18 protein-coding genes and 1 riboswitch are annotated in these 20,853 nt (G+C 35.1%); of the genes, 2 read left to right on the forward strand and 16 right to left on the reverse strand.

What is annotated here, in order from left to right:
* Positions 1-76: 76 nt before the first annotated feature.
* Together C1Y58_RS03625 and C1Y58_RS03630 are read right to left on the reverse strand one after the other, a co-directional pair.
* Complete coding sequence (locus C1Y58_RS03625) at positions 77-970, reverse strand: carbohydrate ABC transporter permease (protein ID WP_105614611.1); 894 nt, start codon at positions 968-970, stop codon at positions 77-79.
* An 11-nt stretch (positions 971-981) separates the two neighbouring features.
* A complete protein-coding gene (locus C1Y58_RS03630; protein ID WP_105614612.1) occupies positions 982-1,935 on the reverse strand; it encodes an ABC transporter permease in 954 nt (317 codons plus the stop codon).
* 327 nt (positions 1,936-2,262) lie between these two features.
* Here C1Y58_RS03630 and C1Y58_RS03635 point away from each other — a divergent pair, with 327 nt between their 5' ends.
* Positions 2,263-4,524 (forward strand): helix-turn-helix domain-containing protein, encoded by a 2,262-nt coding sequence (locus tag C1Y58_RS03635; RefSeq protein ID WP_105614613.1) that lies wholly within the window; start codon positions 2,263-2,265, stop codon positions 4,522-4,524.
* 97 nt (positions 4,525-4,621) lie between these two features.
* On the opposite strand, the gene thiD is transcribed toward C1Y58_RS03635, so the two are convergent.
* The 13 genes from thiD to C1Y58_RS03695 all read right to left on the reverse strand — a co-directional run bounded on the left by thiD (position 4,622) and on the right by C1Y58_RS03695 (position 16,573).
* Entirely contained in the window at positions 4,622-5,419 is a 798-nt protein-coding gene (gene thiD, locus C1Y58_RS03640) for a bifunctional hydroxymethylpyrimidine kinase/phosphomethylpyrimidine kinase (protein WP_105614614.1), read from the reverse strand.
* Positions 5,416-6,072, reverse strand: coding sequence for a thiamine phosphate synthase (gene thiE, locus C1Y58_RS03645; protein WP_105614615.1), 657 nt, complete (start codon positions 6,070-6,072; stop codon positions 5,416-5,418). The genes thiD and thiE overlap by 4 nt, the downstream gene beginning before the upstream one ends.
* A complete protein-coding gene (thiM, locus tag C1Y58_RS03650; protein WP_105614616.1) occupies positions 6,053-6,883 on the reverse strand; it encodes a hydroxyethylthiazole kinase in 831 nt (276 codons plus the stop codon). The genes thiE and thiM overlap by 20 nt, the downstream gene beginning before the upstream one ends.
* On the reverse strand, positions 6,877-7,560 hold the full coding sequence (gene tenA / locus C1Y58_RS03655; protein ID WP_105614617.1) for a thiaminase II: 684 nt from the start codon (positions 7,558-7,560) through the stop codon (positions 6,877-6,879). Before tenA ends, thiM begins: the two co-directional genes overlap by 7 nt.
* The gene (locus C1Y58_RS03660; protein ID WP_105614618.1) at positions 7,560-8,171 is read right to left on the reverse strand and encodes an energy-coupled thiamine transporter ThiT; all 612 of its coding nucleotides are present in this window, start codon (positions 8,169-8,171) and stop codon (positions 7,560-7,562) included. The genes tenA and C1Y58_RS03660 overlap by 1 nt, the downstream gene beginning before the upstream one ends.
* Before the next feature lie 119 nt (positions 8,172-8,290).
* Positions 8,291-8,401, reverse strand: a riboswitch (TPP riboswitch).
* 70 nt (positions 8,402-8,471) lie between these two features.
* Positions 8,472-8,540, reverse strand: coding sequence for a hypothetical protein (locus C1Y58_RS27220; RefSeq protein WP_242985336.1), 69 nt, complete (start codon positions 8,538-8,540; stop codon positions 8,472-8,474).
* A gap of 17 nt (positions 8,541-8,557) precedes the next feature.
* Positions 8,558-8,614: a hypothetical protein gene (locus tag C1Y58_RS27225; protein WP_408646586.1), complete on the reverse strand. Its 57-nt coding sequence runs from the start codon at positions 8,612-8,614 to the stop codon at positions 8,558-8,560.
* A gap of 36 nt (positions 8,615-8,650) precedes the next feature.
* Positions 8,651-9,595 carry a sugar phosphate isomerase/epimerase family protein gene (locus C1Y58_RS03670; protein WP_105614619.1) on the reverse strand — a complete coding sequence of 315 codons (945 nt, stop codon included), beginning with the start codon at positions 9,593-9,595 and terminating at the stop codon, positions 8,651-8,653.
* 165 nt (positions 9,596-9,760) lie between these two features.
* Complete coding sequence (locus tag C1Y58_RS03675) at positions 9,761-10,612, reverse strand: helix-turn-helix domain-containing protein (protein WP_170311504.1); 852 nt, start codon at positions 10,610-10,612, stop codon at positions 9,761-9,763.
* A gap of 222 nt (positions 10,613-10,834) precedes the next feature.
* On the reverse strand, positions 10,835-12,616 hold the full coding sequence (locus C1Y58_RS03680; protein WP_105614621.1) for an NADH-dependent [FeFe] hydrogenase, group A6: 1,782 nt from the start codon (positions 12,614-12,616) through the stop codon (positions 10,835-10,837).
* A 13-nt stretch (positions 12,617-12,629) separates the two neighbouring features.
* Positions 12,630-15,719, reverse strand: coding sequence for an NADH-quinone oxidoreductase subunit NuoF (nuoF, locus tag C1Y58_RS03685; protein ID WP_105614622.1), 3,090 nt, complete (start codon positions 15,717-15,719; stop codon positions 12,630-12,632).
* A gap of 19 nt (positions 15,720-15,738) precedes the next feature.
* Positions 15,739-16,233 (reverse strand): NADH-quinone oxidoreductase subunit NuoE family protein, encoded by a 495-nt coding sequence (locus C1Y58_RS03690; protein ID WP_105614623.1) that lies wholly within the window; start codon positions 16,231-16,233, stop codon positions 15,739-15,741.
* A 37-nt stretch (positions 16,234-16,270) separates the two neighbouring features.
* Entirely contained in the window at positions 16,271-16,573 is a 303-nt protein-coding gene (locus C1Y58_RS03695; RefSeq protein WP_105614624.1) for a hypothetical protein, read from the reverse strand.
* Between the two features lie 922 nt (positions 16,574-17,495).
* Here C1Y58_RS03695 and C1Y58_RS03700 point away from each other — a divergent pair.
* Entirely contained in the window at positions 17,496-19,838 is a 2,343-nt protein-coding gene (locus tag C1Y58_RS03700) for an ATP-dependent Clp protease ATP-binding subunit (protein WP_105614625.1), read from the forward strand.
* 54 nt (positions 19,839-19,892) lie between these two features.
* On the opposite strand, the gene C1Y58_RS03705 is transcribed toward C1Y58_RS03700, so the two are convergent.
* The gene (locus C1Y58_RS03705; RefSeq protein ID WP_105614626.1) at positions 19,893-20,852 is read right to left on the reverse strand and encodes an alpha/beta hydrolase family protein; all 960 of its coding nucleotides are present in this window, start codon (positions 20,850-20,852) and stop codon (positions 19,893-19,895) included.
* Position 20,853 lies beyond the last annotated feature (1 nt).

A 20,853-nucleotide genomic window follows, 5' to 3' on the forward strand; every position in this document is an offset into this window, starting at 1 on the left:
CCCCATTCGTTTGTTTAATTATTTATTATCATCAAATACATGCAGCATTACACCTATTTGATAAATACAGCACTATCTATCCTTTTACTGATCCAATCATTACACCTTTTATAAAGTATTTTTGCATAAATGGGTAAATAATTAATACCGGAATACTGGATACAATAATTAGCCCATATTTCATTAATTCTACTAGCGCTTGTCTTCTTTCCGCATCTTCCATGTCCATCATTGTATCACTTACATCATTTTGAACAAGTATCCCTCGTAGGATTAGCTGGAGAGGATATAAGTTATTATCCTTTAGATAAATTAACCCCTTAAAGTAATCATTCCAATGTGCTACACCATAATACAAAGCTAGCACAGCCATAATAGCTTTGGAAAGAGGTAATACGACTTTAAAAAAATATTGAAAATGAGAGCTACCGTCAATTGTAGCTGCTTCATAGAGCTCCTCAGGTATGGTATTTTCCATAAATGATCTAGTGATGATGACATTAAATACATTGATGGCACCTACTACCACCATTACCATCCAATTATTGAGTAAACCTAAATTCTTCACCACTAAATAAGTGGGAATCAATCCACCGTTAAAGTACATTGTAATAATTAGAAAGATCATGACTACTCTTTTACCAGAAAACTTCTTTCGGGATAATGGATACGCCATTAACATGGTTAAAAAAATATTAATAAGCGTTCCAAGAAAAGTATACATTAATGTATTTCTATAACCAATCCATATATCTTTATATTCAAAAATCTTTTTATATCCTTCAAAGGTTACTTGCACCGGTACAAATATAACCTTACCACTTTGGACAGCAACAGGATTTGAAATCGATGCAATAATTATAAAGTACAAGGGATATAAAACAACTATTAACGCTAAAGACAAAAGAAAGTAATTCATTGTATCAAAAATTATATCTTCACGTGATCGTTTAATAGAAATCGTCTTCATTGCTTTCCTCCCTACCATAGACTTGTCTCAGTTAGTTTCTTAGCCAATCGATTCACTGATACAAGTAAAATAATATTAATGATTGTATTAAATAGACCAATTGCAGCTGAATAGCTGTATTGTGCTTCGATAAGCCCCACCTTATATACATAGGTGGAAATAATCTCAGAAGACTTAAGATTCATATCGTTTTGAAGTAGGTAAGCTTTTTGAAAACCAACATTCATTATCCGCCCAAGACTTAATATCAAGAGAATAACTGCAGTTGGCATTATACCTGGTATATCAATATGTCTAATAATTTGAAACTTTGATGCTCCATCAACCTTGGCGGCTTCGTATAGTTCAATATTAATTCCTGCTAATGCTGCAAGATAAATAATCGAACCCCATCCAGCCCCCTGCCAAATACCAGATAGAACGTAAATTGTTTTGTACCACTCTGCTTTTGCTAAAAAGACTATAGGATCTTTTCCTAATGCCATTAGCATAACATTAACAAAACCATTCCTCGGAGATAAAAACATCTGAATCATCCCCACCAAAACAACTATTGAAATAAAATGAGGTGCATAAGTGACTGTTTGCACAACCTTTTTAAACCTTTTGTTGACAGTTTGATTCAACATCAGTGCTAAAAGAATAGGTATAGGAAAACCTGCAGCAAGCTGATAAAAACTTATCCCCAATGTATTGATCATCAATCTCCAGAACTGATAGGATGATATAAATCTTTCAAAGTGCTTTAATCCTACCCAAGGGCTTCCCCATATCCCCTTGATATCAATAAAATCTCTAAAGGCAATTTGTACACCATACATAGGTATGTAATGAAAAATAATAAAATAAATAATACCCGGTAATAAAAAGAGGTATAGTTGATAATCTTTTCTTAACGTAATGAAAGTCTTCTTCGAAAAGAATATATGCCTATTTTTATTTTCGTTTAAACTTATAACCTTCATCTCTTCCCCCTAACTACTAAATAATCCAAAAAATCTTTTTTAACTTTATAGGACATATAGCTTAGTTATAACTTAGCAGCTGCTTATGGTGTTTATTATAATGAATGTACTCAAGAAAAGTAAATCAACAGTTATCTATCAAGTATGCTCCAATTTAGTAAACTTCCTGACAACCCTTGAAAAGTAAGCAATACGCTTATTTTCTTTGAGATAATATGCATTTATTAAACCCATATGCATTTATTAAAAATTACCATATACTCAACAATGAATTAGGAAATCATGGTATAATTACTACACATTATTAATTTCTACAGGAGTGATACTATGTTGACAATGAAAAAATCACCAATCTTTTATAAGTTTTTGGCTTCCTATTTACTACTTTTAAGTTTGCCAATTTTGCTTCTTGGAGCATACACATACACTCACTCCATCAAGACTTTAAGTGAAGAAGCTATGCTTAATAATGTTGATCATATCAATAAACTGAAAAATATTATCGACTTTCAAATTGTTCAGCTGGATAGTACAAGTAATCAGCTGAACCTTAACACTGATTTAAAACCATTCTCTCTAATCGACAACCCCGTTAAAGCTCTAGAAATAAAAAAAGAGCTTATGAATTTCACAGTAACAAATCCGTTTATCTATGAAATCTTTTTATACTATCATGGTGATACCTATATCTATTCCTCTAAAACATCATGTCAAATTGACTCTTTCAAAACATACTTATATGACTATGAAAACTGGTCTTTGGAACAATTTAAATATGACATCAATAATGCTAAGGAATTTTCTTTACGTCCAGTAGAAAGCGTAACCTATACTGGAACATTGGACATGAATTTATTCACATTTATCTATCCACTTTCAAATGATGGTGTAAATCCTTATGGTACAGTTTTGGTGTTAGTAAATGAAAACCAGTTTAATAAGCTTATCAATAGCATTGAATCTTATAATGATATGAATACAATTATACTTGATAAAAATAACGAAATCGTATCTCAGTCTTATGATGCTGATTATTTACAATCTGAAATATTTAGGACCTTTTATACTGGATATGAAAGCGCTCCTAAGACAAAACAACTGACATGGAATAATACAGAATACATAGCATCAAAAGTTAAATCATCGGAGACTGGATGGTCATATATCTCCGTTGTACCTTATAAAACCATTATGAATAAAGTTATATCAACCCAATCTAAGTTCGTTTATAGTATCATTCTGATTACTATCCTTGGGGGACTTGTCATCTACTACATTATGCGTACAAATTATTACCCTATATATCAGTTAAAAAATTTGTCTCAGAAAATCATTAATGTTTCTGATGCCTATAACCCAGTAGATGAATTAGATTCCGTACAAAAGACAATTGAATATCTTGCAGAGAAAAATAAAGAATTAAAGCTGAAGGTTGATAATAATGTTATTCCAACCAAAAACTTTATATTTATAAGGCTTCTTCGAGGCGATTACAGTCAAATCCAACATTTGAACAATGACTTAAAGCATTGTAACGTGCAGTTTACTAATTCAAATTTTGTTATTAGTATCTTTTATTTTAAAAAGATATCTAATGAGATAAAAAATCACCTTGCCCCTCTCATCGAAAATGCTCTAACTCTTTTTAATACCTATTCATTAGAGCATGTAGAGCATAATAAGCTTATTCTTATATCTACAATTAAAACAAATGATGTAGTTATATTTAAAACCGAACTTGAGAAACTGCAAATAAATTTATTAAGTAGTTATAACATTTCCTCCACAATAGGTATAGGTAGCCCATGTGAAGGAACTAATTCTATACCAAAATCTTACATGGAAGCTTCAACAGCTGTTGACTACCGTGTAGTTAAAGGTAATAATCAAGTAATAACCTTTGAAGAAATTGCACCCAAACAATATTGCAATGATCTATATCCTCATGAGCAAATACATATTCTTCAAAATATCATAAAGCTAGGTGATATTTCTAAATTAGATAATATATTATCCAACATTGTTAACTACTTAAAAGACAATAACACGCCTATCTTTATCGCTAGAGGAATTTGTTATGATATGATTCATGAAATAGGAGAAACAGTAGATACTTTAGAAAAATCCTCCATTACTAACGACAAACTTTTTCCTGACATCTTCACTATAGTAGAATTTGATACTCTAGAAGAATTAGTAGATACCATAAAATCCTTTAGTATTGAGATTTGTAAAATGGTAAAAAGAAGTAAACAGATAAAGTCCAATAATCAGACCCAAAAGATGATTAACTATATAGAAACTAAATACGATGATCCTTTATTTTCAACTGAACAAATGGCTTCACACTTCAATATGTCATCAGCAAGCCTATGCCAAGTCTTTAAAAATAGTACAGGATATAAAATTTCAGATTATGTAATTGAGTTAAGAATTAATAAAGCTAAAAACATGTTAGTAACTACAGACCTTCAATTGAAAATGATTGCAGAATACGTGGGATATTTTAATGTTTCCAGCTTTATAAGAAGGTTCAAGAAAATAGAAGGCATCACACCTGGAAATTATCGAGATTTGAATAAAGCCTGACCATTCTATTAGTTGGTTTCTCTTATTAAAAAAAGAGCGATCTTCCCATCGCTCTTTTATTAATATTAACTCTTATCTACTTATATATATCACTCTATCATTTATTCATCGCTTGTATAATCTGGTAGCAATGGTTCAATGGTCCACGACCTTTACCTAGATCCATCTGATCTTCAATAGCTCCTGTGATAAATGATTTACTACGTCGAACACACTCTTCTAAACTATATCCTAAGGCAAGATTACTAGCAATAGCAGAGGAAAGTGTACAGCCTGTTCCATGGGTATTGGCATTATCTACTCTATGCCCTTCAATCCAATAGTATTGACCATCTGAATAAAGTAAATCATTGGCGTGTTCTTCTAGATGACCACCTTTAATTAATATACTCCCATTCACCATTTCACTTATCTTTTTAGCTGCTTTCATCATATCATCTGTGGTTTGAATGGTCATATCACTTAACAAGGCTGCTTCATATAAATTAGGTGTTATCACCGTTGCTAATGGCAGCAACCTTGAACATAGAGCTGTCATAGCTGACTCTTCCAATAATAAACTACCAGAAGTTGCAACCATCACTGGATCAACTACCATATGCTTAGGCTGGTACTTCTTTAACCCCTCAGCAATGGTTTCAATAATGTCTTTTGATGCCACCATACCAATTTTAACACTGTCGGGTGGTATATCCGTAAACACACAATCCATTTGATTTTTTACAAAAGCTGTTGTACATTCTTCTATACCATAAACACCTGTTGTATTTTGAGCTGTTAATGCAGTAATGACACTCATCCCATAACAACCATGAGCCATAATCGTTTTTAAATCTGCTTGAATCCCTGCACCACCACTACAGTCTGATCCTGCAATTGTTAATACTTTTTTCACTCGTTATCCCTCACTTCACTAAATAGAACATCGCATTTATTTCGTAACTCCTCTGCTGCAGCTCCACAATCCTCCTTTGCAAGAATCGCCGATACGACTGCAACACCACATATACCACCGCCTTTAAGTTCTTTAATATTGTCACTATTAATACCTCCAATAGCAACAACAGGTACATCAACTGCATCGCAAATTCCACGGAGTGTATCAAAGGCAATGGCTGATGCATCATCTTTTGTCATGGTTGGAAACATAGCACCAACCCCTAAATAATCAGCACCTTCTTTAACCGCTTTAACTGCTTCATCAACTGTGCCTACAGAGACTCCAAGTATCTTCCCTTCACCAAGGCGTTCTCGGGTCTTAACGACATCATCATCCTCTTGTCCAATGTGTACACCGTCTGCATCACAGGCAAGGGCAATATCAACAGCATCGTTGATAACGAAGGGCACTTGATAATCCTTGGCAATGTTCTTCATTTCCTTGGCTAATACTAAAAATTTTTCCTTTGCTAAATCCTTTTCTCGTAATTGCAGAAATGTTACACCATTTTTAAGGCTGGCTTCAACCTGTTGGCATAGACCTTTTTCATCAGCCCATGAACGATCTGTTACTAAGTATAGTCCTAATTTATTCTTCAAAGTATTCAACACGTACACCTTCTTCTAGTTGATCTTCTGTCATTAAGCTAACCTCATCTATGAGATACATTCTGAAATGACCGGTTCCCTCTTCACGTTCCAATACTTTTGCGGCAGCTTTTTCGCCAGCAAAGCTCATATGAACAATGGCATGTACTGTACTTTCAAAAACTTCATCAGGTTGTCCACCACAATATGTAGCAATCATACTACCAAGCATACAGCCTGTTCCTGTTATTCGTGCCATTAATGTATGTCCATTTCGGCACAATGCCACTTTTTTACCGTCAGTGATAATATCCAATGAACCGGTGATCACAACAATACTACCAAACTTTAAAGCAGCTTTTTTTGCAAAGGTAATAGATGAGTTCAATGTATCATCGGTTATCATATCTTCCTCTTGAACATCCACACCACTGGTTGTTTTTGCATTGTTATAAAGGGCACGAATTTCTGAACTATTTCCTTTAATAACAGCAATTTTAAAATGCTCTAATAAGCGACCTGCTGTTTCATTACGCAGTGTAGAAGCACCCACTCCAACAGGATCTAAAACGATAGGTTTTCCTAGGGCATTTGCTTTTTTACCTGCTAACAGCATGGACTCTACTGTTCTTGTATTAAGTGTACCAATGTTTAAATAAAGAGCACTACTAATGGCTACAATCTCCTCAACTTCTTTCGCATCATCTGCCATCAAAGGTGCGCCTCCTGTTGCTAAAACCATATTAGCGCAATCATTTACTGTTACATAGTTGGTGATATTATGAACTAGAGGCGTTTTTTCTCTAAGATTTGTCATCATTTTTTTTAACATGAGTATTCTCCTTCATTCATTTTATAGCTCATATCCCAAAAAGCCATTTCATATTCACAGGATGTCAAAAAGATCTGAATAAGATGTTCTTCTTCCTCTTTAGAAATACCTTCACAAATCCGATCCAATAATCGACAAGATTCCAAACTAAACTCTTCAAATTCTTTTCCTGCATAAGCTTCTATCCACGCCTTGTAATAGTTACTTTCCAAGTTATCTTTATAACCTTCTTTAAGCGCTTTCCCGATATGTTCATAGGTAAGGGTACATGGCAATGCTGACATAAATATTTCTTTCACATTCCCTGTTGGTAAGAAACTCAGCATGTAATCTAGATAAGCTCTATTCTCTGGCAAAACCGGGTCCTTATCCACTTTATAAACATCTAGACCATAATCCATCAAATACTGGGTATGCATATTGGTTTCATCAGAAACCACCACACCGATGCAACTGTGCAAGAACTGTAAATCTTCAATCCGGTCCACCAACAGAAATGCACCAGCATAGACTTTACCATAGTCCTTTAAGTACAGCGAGTCTTGAATAAGGTACTGTTTAAATCTATCACGTGACAATGTACCTTCTCCCAGCCCTTTTACAAATGGATGATCTAAATATTTTTCATAATAAGCCTGAACACGTTGATCATTTACTAAACGCCATGAAAAGGTCATTAAATCACCTTCTTTCTTAAAACGCTTAACTTAGCAAAATTATTAGCTGATAGCAATAATAACACTAAAACACTTAAGGCAGCTTCAACACCATAACCTGTTACATTATAAACTATTGAATACAACCAAGTATTCATTCCTTCAGGAGCAAATTCTCCAAAAAAGATAATCCCTGAAAGAATACTAAAACATGTTGATAATGTCACTGCAAGTCCTGCACCTAACCCTAGTTTCACTTTACTCTTCGTTCCAAACATCGGCACAAACGCTACTGCCATCATAGCCCCAAAATAATCAAGAGGCAGTTGCATGATAAAATAGGGTGGCTGCACAATAATTTTTAAGAATGCAACGACAATGGCTGATAATAAAGCCTCCTCTGTGCCGAATAATACGGCTAAAAGCATAATAGGTAAAATTGAAAGTAAACTACATCCTCCGCCCTGTGGAAAGGGTACGAGTTTAATGGTGTATAACACCATGGTCAATGCGGAAACAAGTCCTACACGTGTCAGTAATCTAGCATTAAATTGAATGCCAATGAGCTGACGTATGCTAACGAAAAAGACTGCACTTGTCAGTAGAATTGCAATAATAACTGCACTATTCAAAAATGATCTCCCTCTCTATATCTCATATTAAAATTTTATATAAAAGGAATACCACTAAATAAGTCAGGGAAATCCAAGACAAAAGAAAAAACGCGCTACCAAAGGCAACACGTTTTAAAAACACGGTCATAATATTTTCCTTACGCTGGCATTACCCATACAAGTTAGAGGGTCTACATCGTATTAGATGTACTCTCAGCCTGATTACACAAGCTCCCCTTATATATAAAATTATAGTTCATTATACCTCTTTTTTAATCATGTATCAAGCCTTTCTCCCAAAATTTAAATCTGGTATTTTTAATCATTCTCCTTTTCATTATATCGACCACGATCCACATAGTGTGTATGAAGAATTTCATGTGCCACATGGCTATTTGGTTTTTCTAAGAAATCTGCCCTCCACCGCTTAAACAGCCACCTGGGCAACACATGATTTCAATAAATTGATAAGGTGATGTACACTTCCATACTCTCTTTTAATTGAGCCTTCGTATAAGTTCACTTACTCCACTTTTTATCATCTCAGGTGTATTGTATTGACAGAGCTCTAGAACTTTAATCTGAGCAGTATGAATGTATTCAAGATAATTATCCAATACGTTGCTTTTCGTATAAGGAGCAAAATGATCCTCAAAGTTCTCATTAAGATCATGAATATGAACCCCTAACAATTTATCCTTATATTTTTCCAGTACTTTGTGCCCATCAAAAGTCTTTAACCTGTCTAACATTTCTCCATGTCCAATATCATACCACATATAAACAGGTGCTCCTTGTAAACCTGTGAAAATCATTTCATATTCATCGGAGTTAGGTATTTCATGGTAATTGGCTCTATTCTCCAACCCTAATTTCACATGTATGTTCTTCTTAGCCATATAGTTGCATATCTCTTCTAAACTATTGATTATTAATTCTGTATGTACTAAATTAAATCTCTGCCTAAGTGAAATAGCTTCTTCAAATAATTGACTGTATGCTTGAGACTCTACTCCATCATTAAGATATACCCGACGAAGCTTATCATTATAATACCCATCATCTTCTGGACATACAATAACTTTACTTGAATGAATGACAATGGCTTCTGCATCCAACCTGTTTGCGTATTCAACAGTTCTAATGGTATATTCAATGGCTTGTCTCCTTTTGTCATTATCCTCAAACCCTAAAAATACTGAAGATGGTCCAAATTCTGGTGATGCTTTTGGACATACATTATGTAAGCTTGAAACCGTCATTTGTCCTGATTCGATAAGTGGATACATCTCTCTTATCATTTGTTCAGTTACATTATAGTTTAACTCCACTTGATTGAAGCCTAACTCTTTAATTTCTTTTAACATATCATATCCTGAGAAATCTTTCATCTCAGCTTTATGCACATTCCATGAAGAGGAGCAAGAGAAATTATTAATCATTTATATCCCCCGTTCAATACACTTTATATCCTTTAGTGTTTAATATTTTTTTCTACATCTAGGGTTTAAAAATGATTTTTGTTAATAAACCCAAAAGTAGGTGAACAATCATTAAAATAATTATACATCTACCTTTAGGAAAGAAAATGGCTTATTCTGTTGACCTTATGGCATATTCTGTTTTCGATAGTCAGTTGGAGAAAGCTTAAAGAATTTCTTGAATTTCTTTGAGAAATATAAAGCATCATTATAACCTAATTCATACGCAATTTGTCTGATGTTCATATCCGTATTCAATAGCATTATACTTGCTTCATCCATTTTAATATGATCCACATATTGCAGAAGTGAAAACTCTGTGATTTCTTTAAAAATATGGGCCAAATAATCTGTAGATACATTACAGTTTTCTGCAATCTGCTTGACTGTAATCTTCTCATGTTGATGACTTTTAATATATTCAATAGCTTCCTGAACGATAATATTTTTGCTATCAATTTTTACCTGATCACAATCATTGTTTAGGTTTAATCTTCTTTTGACACGCCAAATTAATTGTAAAATAATAGCTTCTACTATTTGTTTCGTACCGAGTTCTTGCTCTTCTAGTTCAATAATGATCTGTTCCATTAAGGTTACAATATCTTTATCAGCATTTCTGATGATTTGCTCTTGAGGATGACTTAATTGATCCATTTGCTTATATCTAAATTTCAAATAGATAAATTCTAAGGGTTCTATATAACTTACTTCCCTATGTTTTTGACCAGGATGGATGATATAAAAGTCTCCTGCATGTGCAATATGTTCTTGGTCATCACACCAATATTTCACTGCCCCTTTTCTTATATAAACATATTCATTGGAGTGATGCAGATGCTCCCAAAAACTCCATTTCTCCTCTGCCTTATTAATTCCCACTGCTACAAACTTAGGAATCGTATATACTTCAGAAAATCTTTTACTAAATTCATAAACTCTATTGGAGTGAGTAGAACCCCTATCCTTTTCTATCATCATGAAACCTCCGTCATAATAGAATCACGTTCAATCCTTTCCCATATTATATACTAGTTTATTAGATTATCAAAGTGCTTAAGTACGCAATAGATGAGGAGATTACGCTTGGATAAAAAATGTAAAAAAGAAGCCAGATTGGCTTTTATTGAGTCAGGATGGATAATATTCAGTCACTTAATGTAGTGAAGAAAAGAGCGGTCCCTCGACCGCTCTTTCTTATTACTCATCTGTATTCACTTTTTCATTATATCGACCACGATCCACATAGTGTGTATGAAGAATATTATGTGCCACATGACTGTTTGGCTTTTCTAAATAATCTTCGTACAATTTCATAAGAAGTGGATTATCATGTGATTTACGTAGATCTTTATTCTCATCCTCACGATAAATCGCTTCAAGACGCTTTTGTCTGATTTCAGCATTGGTTGGTCGTGGTTGACCTCCACCACTTATACAACCACCTGGACAACACATGATCTCAATAAATTGATAAGGTGATGTACCTTCTCTAATTTGCTCGAGCAGTACCCTAGCATTATCCAACCCGCTGGCTACAGCTACTCGAACTGTTTTTCCTTCTAAAGCTTTCCAATCATCGGCGGTGTTCTCAAAAGTAATGGCACCTTCCTTAATAGACTCTAGACCCATTATAGGCTCTACATGAAGGTTCTTGAATGGTAATTCTTCACCAGTTATGATTTCATAAACTGTACGAAGAGCCGCCTCCATAACACCACCTGTTGTACCAAATATATCTGCAGCACCAGAAGAGATTCCAAAAGGAATATCGAATTTTTCTTCAGGAAGATTCTTAAAGTCAATACCTGCTTCTTTAATCATCTTAGCTAATTCTCTTGTCGTAAGAACAGCATCTACATCATTGATCATTTCTTCCCTTGTTATCTCAAATTTCTTCGCTGTACAAGGCATAACAGATACAACAAAGATATCTTTAGGGTCCTTTTCTAACTTCTCTGCATAATAGGATTTAGCTACTGCCCCCAACATCATATGAGGTGATTTACACGTTGATAAATGACCCAGTAAATCGGGGAAGTGATTCTCAATATATTTGATCCATCCTGGTGAGCAACTTGTAATCATAGGAATTTTGATATCCTCACCTGCTAATAGATTGCCCATTCTTGTTAGGAACTCAGTACCTTCTTCAAGGATGGTTAAGTCTGCTGCAAAGTTGGTATCAAAAATATCATCGAAGCCCATTCTTCTTAATGCAGCAGCCATTTGCCCTGTTACAAGAGTGCCTGGTTCATAGTCAAATTCTTCTCCAAGAGCAGCCCTAATGGCTGGTGCTGTTTGAACGATAACTCGTTTACTGTCATCACTTAGTGCATCCCATACTGCCTTTGTGGAATCTACCTCCATTAAAGCACCTACAGGACAAACTAAAGTACATTGACCACAATAAGCACAGTTAACACTAGCCAATTCAAAATTGCCACTTGGACTTATAGTCGTTTGGAACCCGCGATTTTGGCTGCTAATGGCTCCAACTCCTTGAATCTCATTACAGACAGTTTCACAGCGTCTACATAAGATACATTTAGACATATCTCTATAGATAGAGGGGTTAGAGAATTCTACATTAGCTTTTGATTGCTCTCCTTCGAAGCGAACTTCATCCACTTGCAATAGTTCACCTAGGTCTTGAAGCTCACAACTACCATTTCTTCTACAACTTAAACATTCTTTATTATGATCAGATAACATCAACTCGTAGAGTAGTTTTCTAGCTTTTCTTACTTTCTCTGTATTGGTCTTAATGACCATTCCCTCTGTCACTTTCGTAATACAAGAAGCTTGTAAAGTTCTTGCTCCTTCTACTTCAACAACACATATTCTACAGGAACCACATTCATGAACGCCTTCTAAATAACAGAAATTAGGGATGAGAATGCCATTCAGCTTGGCAGCTTCTAATATATTAATACCTTCTGGAACTTCATACTGGTTTCCATTGATCGTAACATTAATCATAATATCCTCCTCCTTATCTTCTGTCACAGCGCAGACATCGCATAGACTCTGCAATTGCGTTTAATCTGTGGAATCCGTATACTACTTCATCAAAGTTATCGCTTCGGTCTTCTGGGTCAAGAACATTCATTGGGAATCGGTCATGCTCAACAACTTCTGCATAGTCAACAGGTGATGGTATCTCAATCTCTGGACCTTTATTCAATACACCTTCTCCTCCAAGATACATATCAATGGATTCAGCTACTTTCTTACCATCTGCAATAGCTTGAATCACTGTATCTGGTCCACGTACAACATCGCCACCTGCGAATACACCGTCAAGATTGGTCATCATAGTATCATCATCAACCACGAAGGTTCCCCATTTAGTTGTTTCTACTTCTTCTTTCTTAATAAACGGTAAATCACTGTATTGGCTAATTGCGGGAATGATCATATCAAATTCCATTGCATAGACTTGACCTTCCACTTCAACTGGACGACGACGACCTGAACGGTCAAACATACCAAGAATCATCTTTTGCATCTTAATACTCTTAACCTTTCCATCTTCACCTTCGATTGAAACAGGCTTAATCATTGTATGTATTTGTATACCTTCCTCAACAGCCTCTTCGATTTCACGCCAATCAGCAGGCATATCCTTCTTACGACGACGATAAAGGATATGTACTTCTTCTGCACCTAAACGTAATGCTACCCTGGAAGCATCAATGGCTGTATTACCACCACCGATTATCGCCACCTTCTTACCAACAACTGTTTCTTTGCCTGTATTTACATCTCTTAAGAAATCTAATCCATAATAAACACCGTCTAACTCTTCCCCATCAATACCTATCTTATTGGAGAATTGTGTACCTGTTGCTACAAAAACAGCCTCATGCTGCTCACGTAACTCTTCAAAAGATATATCATTACCTACTTCAACGCCAAGCTTAATCTTAACGCCTTCTTGTTCAATAGCTTTTATCTCTTTATCTAACATAGCTTTTGGTAGACGATACTCTGGAATACCAAATGCTAAAATACCACCAGCTACTTCTTGCTGCTCATAAACCGTTACATCATAACCTAAACGTGCTAAGTAATAACCACAGGATAATCCGGATGGACCAGCACCAACTACTGCTATGGATTTACCATTATATGCATACCGATCATTCGATGAAGGAATACCTTCTTTAAGTACAACATCAGAAGCATAACGTTTTAAATCAGCAATAGCAATAGGCTCATCTAATTGAGCACGGCGGCATTTATACTCACAGGGATGAGTACAAACACGACCACAAACTGCCGGGAATGGATTTTCTTGGCGAATTAAATCATAAGCATCTTTAACGCGATTAGCTGCGATCAATGCAATATATCCAGGTACATTAATACCAGCTGGACAAGCATTCTCACAAGGTGATAAGAACATGTCACCACACGCTCCTGCAGTACACTTCTTATCTTGAATATGCTCTTCATATTCATGTTTAAAGTGCTTAAGAGTACTTATTACTGGATTAGGTGCTGTTTGACCTAGACCGCATAAGGCTGATTCTTTAATCATGTCTCCTAACTCTACTAATTTATTAATATCATCTTCTTCGCCTTCACCCCGGGTAATACGCTCGAGAATCTCTAACATACGCTTCGTCCCTAAACGACAAGGTACGCATTTACCACAAGATTCTTCTTGTACGAAGTCCATGAAGTATCTGGCTACATCCACCATACAGTTATCTTCGTCCATGATGACAAGACCACCAGATCCCATAATGGAGCCTAACTCTTTCAATGAATCATAATCCACCGGTACGTTTAATGATTCCTGAGTTAAACATCCGCCTGATGGACCTCCTGTTTGAGCAGCTTTAAACTTCTTATCATTTTTAATGCCACCGCCGATATCATATATAATATCTCCTAAGCTAATTCCCATTGGCACTTCAACAATACCTGTATTTCGAACTGCACCTGCTAAAGCAAATACTTTAGTACCTGGACTCTTCTCCGTTCCGAAACCTTTAAACCACTCAGCTCCATTGAATATAATTTTAGGAACATTAGCATAAGTTTCAACATTATTAATTACTGTTGGTTTATTAAATAAACCTGAATTAGCTGGGAATGGAGGTTTTTGACGTGGCTCTCCTCGCTTGCCCTCTATTGAGTGTATCAAAGCTGTTTCTTCACCACACACAAAAGCTCCAGCACCAATTCTAATCTCTAAATCAAATGTAAAGTCTGAACCAAATAAAGGTCCAGCTAAGAGACCGTATTCTTTAGCATCTTTAATTGCTTTTTCTAATCTTTCTATAGCAATAGGGTATTCCGCCCGAACATATACATACCCCATTGATGCTCCTACAGCATAACCAGCTAATGCCATCCCCTCAATGATCCCATGTGGATCACCTTCCAGTAGACTTCGATCCATAAATGCACCTGGATCACCTTCATCAGCATTACAAATAACATACTTTTGATCACCTTTTGCTTTATAAGCAAAGGACCATTTTAAGCCTGTTGGGAAACCTCCACCGCCACGTCCTCTTAAACCGGATTCCTTCATTACATCAATAACTTCTTCAGGAGACATATCTGTTACAGCTTTCGCTAATGCACCATAGCCATCATTAGCTATATACCCATCAATTGAGCCGTAATCGATGACACCACAGTTCTTTAAAACAATCTTTTCTTGTCGTTTAAAGAACTCAATATCATTGATGCAGGGAATAAATTCATCTTTGTTTGGATCATAATAACATTTTTCTCTAACGATCTCCCCATCAATGATATGACGCTTAACGATTTCACCTACGTCTTCTGGATCTAATTTAATATAATAGGTATTATCAGGTTCAACAAGAATGGATGGTCCCAAATCACAAGCTCCAATACACCCAGTTTGGTTAATTAAAACTTCGTCTAATAATTCACAATTTTCCAACTCTTTTACCAATGCGTCTTTAACTGCTTCACAATTAGATGATAAACACCCTCCCCCAAAGCACACATTGAGTACGTATTTATATCTATTCTTTTTACCAAGGAACTCTTCTTTAATCGTCTTAAGTTCTTTTTTTGATGTTATTTTAGCCATACACAACTTCTCCTTTTACTTAAAATTGGTTTAAAACATCCTTTAGCTTATCCGGATTAACTTGCTTGTAAACAACATCATTAATTGTAATGGCAGGTGCTAATCCACAAGCTCCAATACAGCGCATGACTTCAAGGGTGAACTTATTGTCCTCTGTCGTTTCCCCCACATCAATACCTAGGATGTCTTTTAAACGGTCTAAAATTTTCTTACCACCACGTACATAACAAGCTGTTCCTAAGCATACACGGATGGTATAGTCACCGCGAGGTTGTGTCGTAAAATAAGAATAAAAGCTAACAACACCTGAGACCTCAGACACTGGTTTATTCATTTGCTCAGCGATATATTTTTGTAGCTCCATTGGTAAGAAGCCATAAATCCCTTGTGCAATATGGAGAACCTGTATAAGGCTTCCTTCCTTATCTTTATAGTCCTCAATAAATTCATCAAGGAGCTTTCTTTTTTCCTCTTCACTCATTTCTTTACAATTACAAGTGCTTTTTACTTCCATCCTATTTCCTCCTTAATTGCAACGCTCTAATGTATTCTCAAGCCTCTGTTTCCATCATTAAGGTGTCGATATATTCTATTTGCTCTTTGAGTTTTTTGATTTCATTTTTATGTTCTTTAATTTCACTAGTTAATTTGGATTTTTGTTCATAAAGCTCACTATAATGAGGCTTTACATATTCTGAGATTCTATTGTTGACTTCTTCCAGTTCATTATTGTACCTATGCCATGCTTCTTTTAAACTCTTGTCATAGTCACCTCCCTCTATATAATGTTTGATACAGTTAATGTCGTACAATAACTTGCTTCTTTTTTGGATGCATTCCATGATTTCTTCCATCTTTGTGCCCCCTTCATACATTTTCACCAGACTAATTGCCTGGTGTGATATTAATTACTTATTCCTTTGAACTTTATTATATGACTAAGAAAAGTACCGTGATCAAAGAATTCTTGACCCCTATACTTAGCTTTGTCAATGTATCAACTTGCGCATAAAACAAAACGCCTTTGAACCTACTGTTACAGAGCATGTCATGTTAAGTTCAATATATAGCTGATAGCATTCTTCATTAATAATAGGTATAAGTCTGTAATTTTGGGTATATACACTTGATAGGCCAATTCTGGGATGATAAGCATAGTTACGTGAATAAAGAGCCATAATAAATGAGATCATTAAGTTTGGATATAAAGAAAGATACTTGTACGAGATAGTCAAGCATTGGTGAAAAGTTAGTAGTGAATAAAGTACTCACATTATGATAAAAGTATAACAAAATAAATCTTACTACTATTATATAACAAGACTACTCCCCTTTTCAATAGTAATACATATTTTACATTGGTTAACTTTTTAACGTTAAACAACTAACAATAAGCTTATAAAATGTGGTGATTCAGCTATTTAAGCATATGTAAAAATGGGGAGCAAAAACGCTTCCTCAAATTAGACATAAAGCACTTCTTTTTTTGGTAAAATTATAACTAACAATGAGGTCAAGCTGCACATTTATTACTTAAACCGAATAATATAATTTAATAATATTAAATAACATTTCCTTAGTCTACAATATATAATATAGAAATTGTTAGCAATAGACATAATAATTTAAAAGTGTTATACTAGTTCTAATACAATCAGAATATATTAGTAGATTCATATATTCTGATTTAATAAATAAAATATAAATAATTACTCACCCCAAAGTAATTATTTAATTCTGTTTAATATAGATTATAAATAGACGGAGTTGATCAATATGATGAAATGTCAAGTGTGTAATAATAACATTGCTGTCATCTTCATAAATAAAATTGTCAACGGCAAACAACAACCTTTGGCACTCTGCATGGAATGCGCGAAAAAACAAGGCATATCTCCAATGGATCATTTAATGAAGCAATCTGGTATGTCAGAAGATGATATCAACAACCTTAATACCCAAATGATGTCTATGTTCAATGATATGGATGTCAACATGGATGAATTAGCAGATATGGGGGATGATGATGATCAATCATCTAATCCTTTTTCAAAGATGTTCAGCGCCTTTACAGGTGGTGATGGCTCCAATGATGCATTTAACATTACTAATTCAGATGATACTAAGGATAATGAGGGACCTGATATAAAAACAAAAAAAAGACCAAAACCTTCTAAAAGCCGTAAGCATCTAGATTCTTTTGGCATTAACTTAACAGCGAAAGCAAAAACAGGCGGCGTAGACCGCATTGTAGGTCGTCATCGAGAAATCGACCGTGTTATTCAAATTTTAAACCGTCGTTCCAAGAACAATCCTGTTCTTATCGGTGAACCTGGTGTTGGTAAGACAGCTATTGCTGAAGGCTTAGCTGTACGAATTGCTGAGAAGAAAGTCCCTGCCAAACTTTATAATGCTGAGATTTACCTATTAGATCTAACAGCTGTTGTAGCTGGAACTCAATTTAGAGGTCAGTTTGAATCTCGTATGAAGTCTATTCTCAAAGAAGCAAGCGCAGCAGGTAATGTTATTCTTGTTATCGATGAACTTCATAATATAGTAGGTGCTGGTGAAGCTCATGGTGGTGCCATGAATGCTGCCAACATCCTCAAACCAGCTCTCGCTCGTGGTGAGGTTCAGATCATCGGTGCTACAACTCTTGAAGAGTATCGTAAGCATATCGAAAAAGATTCAGCTTTGGAGAGACGTTTCCAACCTGTTATCGTAGATGAACCAAATATCGAAGAATCCATTGAGATATTAAAGGGCATTAAAGATTATTATGAGAAATACCATCACGTTATCATTTCTGATGACATTATAGATGCAGCAGTTAATTTATCTGAACGCTACATCACAGACCGCTTCTTACCAGATAAAGCCATCGATGTTATTGATGAAGCTGGTTCAAGAGCCAATTTAAAGAATCAAGGTCTTGTTGAGTTAGAAGCACTTAAAGAAGATTATAACAAAATTCAGTTAGAAAAAGATGAAGCTGCAGCAGTTGATGATTACGAAAAGGTTGCTCAGCTGAGAATGAATGAAATCAAAATCCAAGAGCAAATCAAGGCCATTGAAAATCAATGTAATGATGTGGATATTACCATCGAAGATATTGCTCATGTTATAGAATCATGGACTAAGATCCCAGTACAGCGTATTACTGAATTAGAAGCTGAACGCTTACTGAAATTAGAGAATCGTCTTCATGAACGCGTAATTGGTCAACATGAAGCCATTATTTCTGTATCTAAAGCTGTTCGACGTAACCGTTCTGACTTTAGAAAGAAACGTAAACCATCCTCCTTTATCTTTGTTGGTCCAACAGGTGTTGGTAAAACAGAGCTAGTGAGGGCTTTAGCTGAAGAATTATTCGGTACAGAAGAAGCTTTGATTCGTGTGGATATGTCAGAGTATATGGAGAAACATACTGTTTCCAAATTAATCGGTGCACCTCCAGGATATGTAGGCTATGATGAAGGTGGACAATTAACTGAAAAAGTTAGAAGAAAACCTTACTCTGTTGTTTTATTAGATGAGATTGAAAAAGCTCACCCAGATGTTTTCAATATGTTGCTTCAGATTCTAGAAGATGGTCGCTTAACGGATAGTCAAGGTCGTACCGTTAACTTTGAAAACACCATTATCGTTATGACATCCAATGCTGGAACCAATACAAAAGGTTTAGGCATGGGCTTCAATAATAATGAAAAAGCAGCTTTAGAAAACAAGGTACAAGGCGCTCTTAAAGAAGCTTTCCGCCCAGAGTTCTTGAATCGCATTGATGAAATCATTATCTTTGACCAGTTAGATAAAGACGAACTTCGCCAGATTGTCGATCTCATGTTAAAAGAAGTTTATATTGATGTTCGTGCAAAAGGCTTGAAAATTGATGTTGATGACGATGTAAAGGACTTCTTACTTGAGAAAGGTTATGACCCTAAATACGGTGCTCGTCCATTAAGAAGAACCATTCAAAAGTTCATTGAAGATGATATCGCAGAAAGTTATATTAAAGGCGAACTTAAGAAAGGTGTAAAAATTCTCTTTATAATGGAAAATGAAAAACCAACTCTTAAGCTTGTCAAAGAAGATAATTTATTAGAAGATCAAGGTGAATAGATATAGCAAAAAGCGGATGGTTATAAACCATTCGCTTTTCTTATAGCATTAACCCTATTCCAATATAAATTCTAATGCCTTATTAACTCTTTCGTCTAGATCATCAGGATACCAATGACCAACACCATCCATGATATGATATTGATAAGTAAAACCCACCTCATCAAACTCATGAATAACCTCTTGTACAGTCGGCTCTATTTCATTTTCTCCTTCAATGATAACGCCTTTAATTCCTCGCTTTTTAGCATCTTCGGTATGCTTTTTATTGAATGTTTTCAATTCTTCACCTGGACAAAGAGATACAAAGCCTCTAACTGGGATCACATTATACATCGTAATATCAGCTGCTGCCATTGAACCACCAGAAAATCCACCAATGATAATTCGCTCATTATCGATCGAATACTTTCTTGCTATTTCTTCATAACATGTTCTAATTTCTTTTCTCGCCACCTCAGGATCAATCAGCCATCCGAAACCATTATAGCAATATACTTGTGAGGACTGAGGATATACTACAATGAATCCTTCTTTGACTAAAGCCTCTGGTTTCCAATACCAGCTATGTTCTTCAATATTTCCATCAGAACCATCACCATGAAGATTTAAGAATAAAGGATATTTTTTCTCCCTTGAGTATCCTTCAGGTAAATGAACCTCGTATTTAAACTCAGCTTTCTTTTTAGCTTCCTCTAGTAACAGGTCATTTTTCTCAATTAATTCATCATATCTTTCTTCTTTTTTTAAAGGTTCAAACCTCTTCCATACTAAAGGACAGGCAAAACCTAATTCAGTCATATCCATAAAAGTGCTTATGCATTTCTTATAATCCGGTATTTCTGTATATATTCGTGCCTTATCCAGCATGATTATGAAAAGATTCTTTTCATATTCCTCCTGTGGCAGTAGATCCTTTCCATGATTAAGTAAATCTATAACACCTTCGTAATCTTTTTTAATATATTGCTCTGTATAAGCTTTTTCATACTCTTTAAAGTTACTAAATTTCATA

The sequence above is a fragment of the Vallitalea okinawensis genome (assembly GCF_002964605.1).
In the GTDB taxonomy this organism is placed as follows: domain Bacteria; phylum Bacillota; class Clostridia; order Lachnospirales; family PQDH01; genus Vallitalea_A; species Vallitalea_A okinawensis.

Bases quoted from the DNA above. Each gene is read 5' to 3' on its own strand.
- thiM (WP_105614616.1), bottom strand. From the start codon at position 6,883: ATGTTAAAAAAAATGATGACAAATCTTAGAGAAAAAACGCCTCTAGTT.
- C1Y58_RS03700 (WP_105614625.1), top strand. From the start codon at position 17,496: ATGATGAAATGTCAAGTGTGTAATAATAACATTGCTGTCATCTTCATA.
- tenA (WP_105614617.1), bottom strand. From the start codon at position 7,560: ATGACCTTTTCATGGCGTTTAGTAAATGATCAACGTGTTCAGGCTTAT.
- C1Y58_RS03690 (WP_105614623.1), bottom strand. From the start codon at position 16,233: ATGGAAGTAAAAAGCACTTGTAATTGTAAAGAAATGAGTGAAGAGGAA.
- C1Y58_RS03705 (WP_105614626.1), bottom strand. From the start codon at position 20,852: ATGAAATTTAGTAACTTTAAAGAGTATGAAAAAGCTTATACAGAGCAA.
- C1Y58_RS03625 (WP_105614611.1), bottom strand. From the start codon at position 970: ATGAAGACGATTTCTATTAAACGATCACGTGAAGATATAATTTTTGAT.
- C1Y58_RS03635 (WP_105614613.1), top strand. From the start codon at position 2,263: ATGTTGACAATGAAAAAATCACCAATCTTTTATAAGTTTTTGGCTTCC.
- C1Y58_RS03695 (WP_105614624.1), bottom strand. From the start codon at position 16,573: ATGGAAGAAATCATGGAATGCATCCAAAAAAGAAGCAAGTTATTGTAC.
- C1Y58_RS03670 (WP_105614619.1), bottom strand. From the start codon at position 9,595: ATGATTAATAATTTCTCTTGCTCCTCTTCATGGAATGTGCATAAAGCT.
- C1Y58_RS03675 (WP_170311504.1), bottom strand. From the start codon at position 10,612: ATGATAGAAAAGGATAGGGGTTCTACTCACTCCAATAGAGTTTATGAA.
- C1Y58_RS03630 (WP_105614612.1), bottom strand. From the start codon at position 1,935: ATGAAGGTTATAAGTTTAAACGAAAATAAAAATAGGCATATATTCTTT.
- C1Y58_RS03680 (WP_105614621.1), bottom strand. From the start codon at position 12,616: ATGATTAATGTTACGATCAATGGAAACCAGTATGAAGTTCCAGAAGGT.
- nuoF (WP_105614622.1), bottom strand. From the start codon at position 15,719: ATGGCTAAAATAACATCAAAAAAAGAACTTAAGACGATTAAAGAAGAG.